This is a genomic window from Endozoicomonas sp. SESOKO1 (genome assembly GCF_024606265.1).
Classification (GTDB): Bacteria; Pseudomonadota; Gammaproteobacteria; order Pseudomonadales; family Endozoicomonadaceae; genus Endozoicomonas.
The window spans coordinates 1-4,932 of the sequence record NZ_JAHHPP010000155.1 but is presented as its reverse complement, the minus strand read 5'-3'; the positions used below and the strand labels follow the sequence as shown (position 1 = coordinate 4,932).

The following is a 4,932-nucleotide window of genomic DNA, read 5'->3' as shown; positions in this document are numbered from 1 at the left end:
GTTTAATTGATGTTAATTATTTCTTTAAATATTAATTTGTTAGCTGTGTCCCTTCATTGTTATCATTACCCGATTGCCATTCAGGACTGCCTTAATCCATGACAGCACGATTTATCCACTTACGGGTACACACTGAATTTTCCCTCAGCGACGGGTTGGTGCGAATAAAACCGTTGATCAGCGCGATTTCCGGCTCTGGCACACCGGCGGTGGCGGTGACCGACCAGTCCAATCTCTGTGCGCTGGTGAAGTTTTATTCGGGGGCCATGGGCGCAGGCATCAAGCCGATTTGTGGCGCTGACCTCTGGGTGGAAAATCCGGCGGATAAGTATGCACCGTCCCGTCTGGTGTTGCTGTGTATGGATGAGCAGGGTTATCACAATCTGACCGAGCTGATCTCCCGGGCGTTTATGGAAAATCAACACCATGAAAAAGCGCTGGTGAAACGGGAGTGGATCATGGCTCAGTCAGAAGGGCTGATTGCGCTTTCCGGTGCCAGGGAAGGTGAGATTGGCCGGGCACTGTTATCGGGCAAAAAGTCGCTGGCGGGTGAGTTATTGCAGGAGTGGATGGGGGCGTTTCCTGATCGCTTCTACCTGGAACTGCACCGTACCAACCGGGCAGGGGATGAAGAGTGCGTTCATGGTTCCGTGGCTCTGGCGGGAGAATTCAACTGTCCGGTGGTGGCCACCAATGATGTGATGTTTATGGCCCGGGATGATTTCGAAGCCCATGAGTCCAGGGTCTGCATCGGCGAAAGTGTGGTTCTGGATGATCCCCGCCGGGAACATCGCTACAGCGAAGAGCAGTACCTGAAGTCTGAACAGGAGATGGCTGAACTCTTTGCGGATATTCCTGAAGCACTGGCCAACTCCGTTGCCATTGCCCAGCGCTGTTCCATTAATGTCAAACTGGGTGAGTACTTTCTGCCGGAATATCCCGTGCCGGAAGGGAAAACCATGGATCAGTTTTTCCGTGAATTTTCCCATGACGGTCTGACGGAGCGACTGGGATTTCTGTTTGATACCTCGGCACCGGACTTTCCGGAAACCGAAAAAATCTACCGTGAGCGACTGGACTTCGAGCTGAACACCATTCTGCAGATGGGGTTCCCCGGGTACTTCCTGATCGTTATGGACTTTATCCAGTGGTCTAAAAATAACGGTATTCCCGTTGGTCCGGGCCGTGGTTCCGGTGCCGGGTCCCTGGTGGCCTATGCCCAGAAAATCACCGATCTGGACCCGATCAAATACGACCTGCTGTTTGAGCGATTCCTGAACCCCGAGCGGGTGTCGATGCCCGACTTTGACGTTGACTTCTGTATGGAAGGGCGGGACCGGGTGATTGATTATGTGGCCCGTACCTATGGACGCGATGCGGTTTCCCAGATCATCACCTTCGGTACCATGGCGGCCAAGGCGGTGGTGCGGGATGTGGCCCGGGTTCAGGGTAAGTCCTACGGTCTGGCGGATCGTCTTTCCAAAATGATCCCCTTTGAAATCGGCATGACCCTCAGTAAGGCCTATGAACAGGAAGAAGCCATTCGGGAGTTTCTGGAGTCCGATGAAGAGGCGGCGGAAATCTGGGAAATGGCGCTGAAGCTGGAAGGGGTTACCCGAAATGTCGGCAAGCACGCCGGTGGTGTGGTGATTGCCCCTACCAAGCTGACGGACTTTGCTCCCCTCTACTGTGACGAACACGGTAAAGGGGTGGTCACCCAGTATGACAAGAATGATGTGGAATACGCAGGTCTGGTTAAGTTCGACTTCCTCGGCCTGCGTACGCTGACCATTATTGACTGGGCCCTGAAACTGATTAACCCCCGCCGGGCGCAGCGGGGTGAAGAGCCTCTGGCCATTGAAGCCATCGATCTTGAAGATAAAAGCTCTTACGACATGCTGAAGCGGGCGGAAACCACCGCGGTCTTCCAGCTGGAATCCCGTGGGATGAAAGATCTGATCAAGCGTCTCCAGCCAGATTGTTTTGAAGATATTATCGCTTTGGTGGCCCTGTTCCGTCCCGGTCCGTTGCAGTCCGGAATGGTGGACAACTTCATTAACCGCAAGCATGGCCGGGAGGAGCTCTCGTTCCCGGATGCCCAGTATCAGCACGAGTCGCTTCAGCCTATTTTGCAGCCCACGTACGGCATTATCCTCTACCAGGAACAGGTGATGCAGATTGCCCAGGTGCTGGCCGGTTATACCTTGGGTGGTGCAGATATGCTGCGCCGGGCCATGGGTAAGAAAAAGCCGGAGGAGATGGCCAAGCAGCGGACGGTGTTTGAAGAGGGCGCTATCAGCCAGGGGGTTGATGGTGAGCTGGCCATGAAGATCTTTGACCTGGTGGAGAAGTTCGCGGGTTACGGCTTTAACAAATCCCACTCGGCGGCCTACGCCCTGGTTTCCTACCAGACGTTGTGGCTGAAGGCTCACTATCCATCGGAGTTTATGGCGGCGGTCATGAGTTCCGATATGCAGAATACCGATAAGGTGGTGACCTTTATCGAAGAGTGCCGGGATATGGGCCTGACTGTGCTGCCGCCCAGCGTGAACAGCGGCGAATATATGTTCGGCGTGAACGACGATGGGCATATTATCTATGGGCTGGGGGCCATCAAGGGCGTGGGCGAAGGCCCGATTGAGGCGATTGTCCGGGCTCGTAAAGAGGGTGGTCCATTCAAGGACCTGTTTGACTTCTGTGAGCGGGTGGATGCCAAAAGCATCAACAAGCGTGTGCTGGAGGCGTTGATCAAATCCGGGGCGCTGGATCTGCTTGGGCCGGTCCCACAAAAGCCGCAACAGTTGAATTTCAACCGTGCCGTGCTGGAAGCGAGCCAGCTTGAGGCGATCAAGGCGGCGGACCAGGCGGCCAAAAGTCTGGATTCCGGTCATATGGATATGTTTGGTGCCTTGGTACCCGCCGGAGAAGAAGCTGTTTACGACAATTATCTGAAAACCGGCGAATGGACCGATAAGGCTCGCCTGGGTGGCGAGAAGGATACCCTGGGGCTCTATCTGACCGGCCACCCCATTGATGAATACGAAAGTGAGATCCGGCACTTTATCCGCAACCGTATCAAAGACCTGCAGCCTGCCCGGGGTGATAGCCAGAATATCGCCGGGCTGGTGGTGGATATGCGGATCATGAAAAACAAGAAGGGCGACAAAATGGCGTTTGTTACCCTGGATGACCGCACCGGACGGATTGAAGTGTCGGTGTTTGCCGATGTGTTTGGGGAGTATCAACACCTGCTCCATAAAGACGCCGTGCTGGTGGTGGAAGGGGAAGTCACCTTTGATGATTACTCCGGCAGCCTGAAAGTCCGCTCGAAAAAAGTGATGAAAGTGGTGGATGCCCGCAGCCATTATGCCCGTCGCCTGGTTCTTGAGGTGTCCCATGAACAGATTGATGGTCATTTTGAACGAAAGCTGTCGTCCATGTTGGGCGGGCAGCCGGGGCGGCTGCCGGTCAGGATTGATTACCATCGGGACGATGCCCGTGCCAGCCTGATGCTGGGTGAGCAATGGCTGGTCAGCCCCAGTGATGAGCTGGTGCTGGAACTCAGGCAGTGGCTTGGCAAAAATGCTGCTAACGTTGAGTATGCTTGAAAAAGTGCTGACGGAATTGGGGTATGAAACGGGCGCTTTGGGTTTTGTGCAGTTTCCCTTTTTCGGGAATAAGTCAAACTGGATGGAATAGTAAAATCAACTTTCATAGAACTTTCATTGGAATATGAGGTCTGACGTTTCGACCAGGTAAATCCATATATTTTCCTGGTTGCAGACTGCACCAGGCTTAAGGGGTACCTGAAAGCAAATGGTTATGTACTTAGTGAAATTTTTATGAGAGGAATTTTTTTATGACTCCTGTTAAAGCTTGCTCACCGATGTTGCCGACAGAAGCCAACCAAGAGGCTGCAAAAACAGCCGATCAGGGAAAGTTTATCGATCGGTCCACTACCGTTGTTAGCGGTACCCCTGCCACGATACCACAGGATCCTGGTTCCACTTCTGGTGGCAGTACGGCTGAATTTCAAAAAAGGACAATTGCAAAAATACTGGCAGAGACTGAGGCTCTGCCAGCCAAAAATGATCAGCTATGCCCCGATACCATCAAAGCGCCGACGGTTAATGCTAATCTGATATTTCGAAAAATGGTAAATCCGAAAATTGAGAACCCTGAATCAACGCCTGTCCCAACGGTGGCATACATGCGGTGCGAAGATGGGGCATTGGGCATGGTGGATTTCACTAAATCCGGGAATACCTTTAAAGAGGTTACCGGGAAGTGTGTTTTCGAAAGTTACTATTTCAGTGATTATCACCGGAATTGGGGAAGGGCCTTTACCGGGTTGTGCGACCCTAATTTAATCTATGCGGGTCGACTTGATAATGGCATGTTTTTCCTCCATGCGTTAAAGCCTGAGATTTGTGATGAGCTATTTACACTGGATACCGCTAACCAGCAAATCCATTACGTGGGTAATGCTGACTTCACACCCGAGTCCGTGAACCTTGACGACCATTTTGCCCTCTATTGCGGAACCACTTATGGTGAGGCAATGGCAGCTTTTGAGATGGCTTGCGGGGATAGCGACATGGCCAATTGTATCAGGCCACTGCTGGGATGGTCTGACGCTATTGGCTCAAAGATGGGGCATCAACCGAAAGTCCTGGGTTTACAGGCAGAAGCCATGGAAATGTCGCAGGTAGTCCCAGGCCGAGATTGGGAGCAGATGGTGGAGTGGGATATATCTTTATTCTGATGCGACCTGATGCGACCGGGCTGACTGCCGCCCTGCCTGTCCCGTTGTCGGTGGTAACTTCTGGTTATTCGTGGCAGGCTGGCGTGGCATGGCTTAGGAACTGTCTTTTAATTAGTTCCCGACTTCCGTTCACCCTGAGTGCTGAGCTTGTCGAAGTATCGATTTGT

The 4,932-nt window shown here is 52.8% G+C and carries 2 protein-coding genes; both read left to right on the top strand.

The window, feature by feature from the left end:
- Positions 1-98: 98 nt before the first annotated feature.
- The gene (dnaE, locus tag KDK13_RS07565) at positions 99-3,608 is read left to right on the top strand and encodes a DNA polymerase III subunit alpha (protein WP_257284367.1); all 3,510 of its coding nucleotides are present in this window, start codon (positions 99-101) and stop codon (positions 3,606-3,608) included.
- Between the two features lie 251 nt (positions 3,609-3,859).
- Positions 3,860-4,765, top strand: a complete 906-nt coding sequence (locus KDK13_RS07560) for a hypothetical protein (protein ID WP_257284366.1) — start codon at positions 3,860-3,862, stop codon at positions 4,763-4,765.
- Positions 4,766-4,932 lie beyond the last annotated feature (167 nt).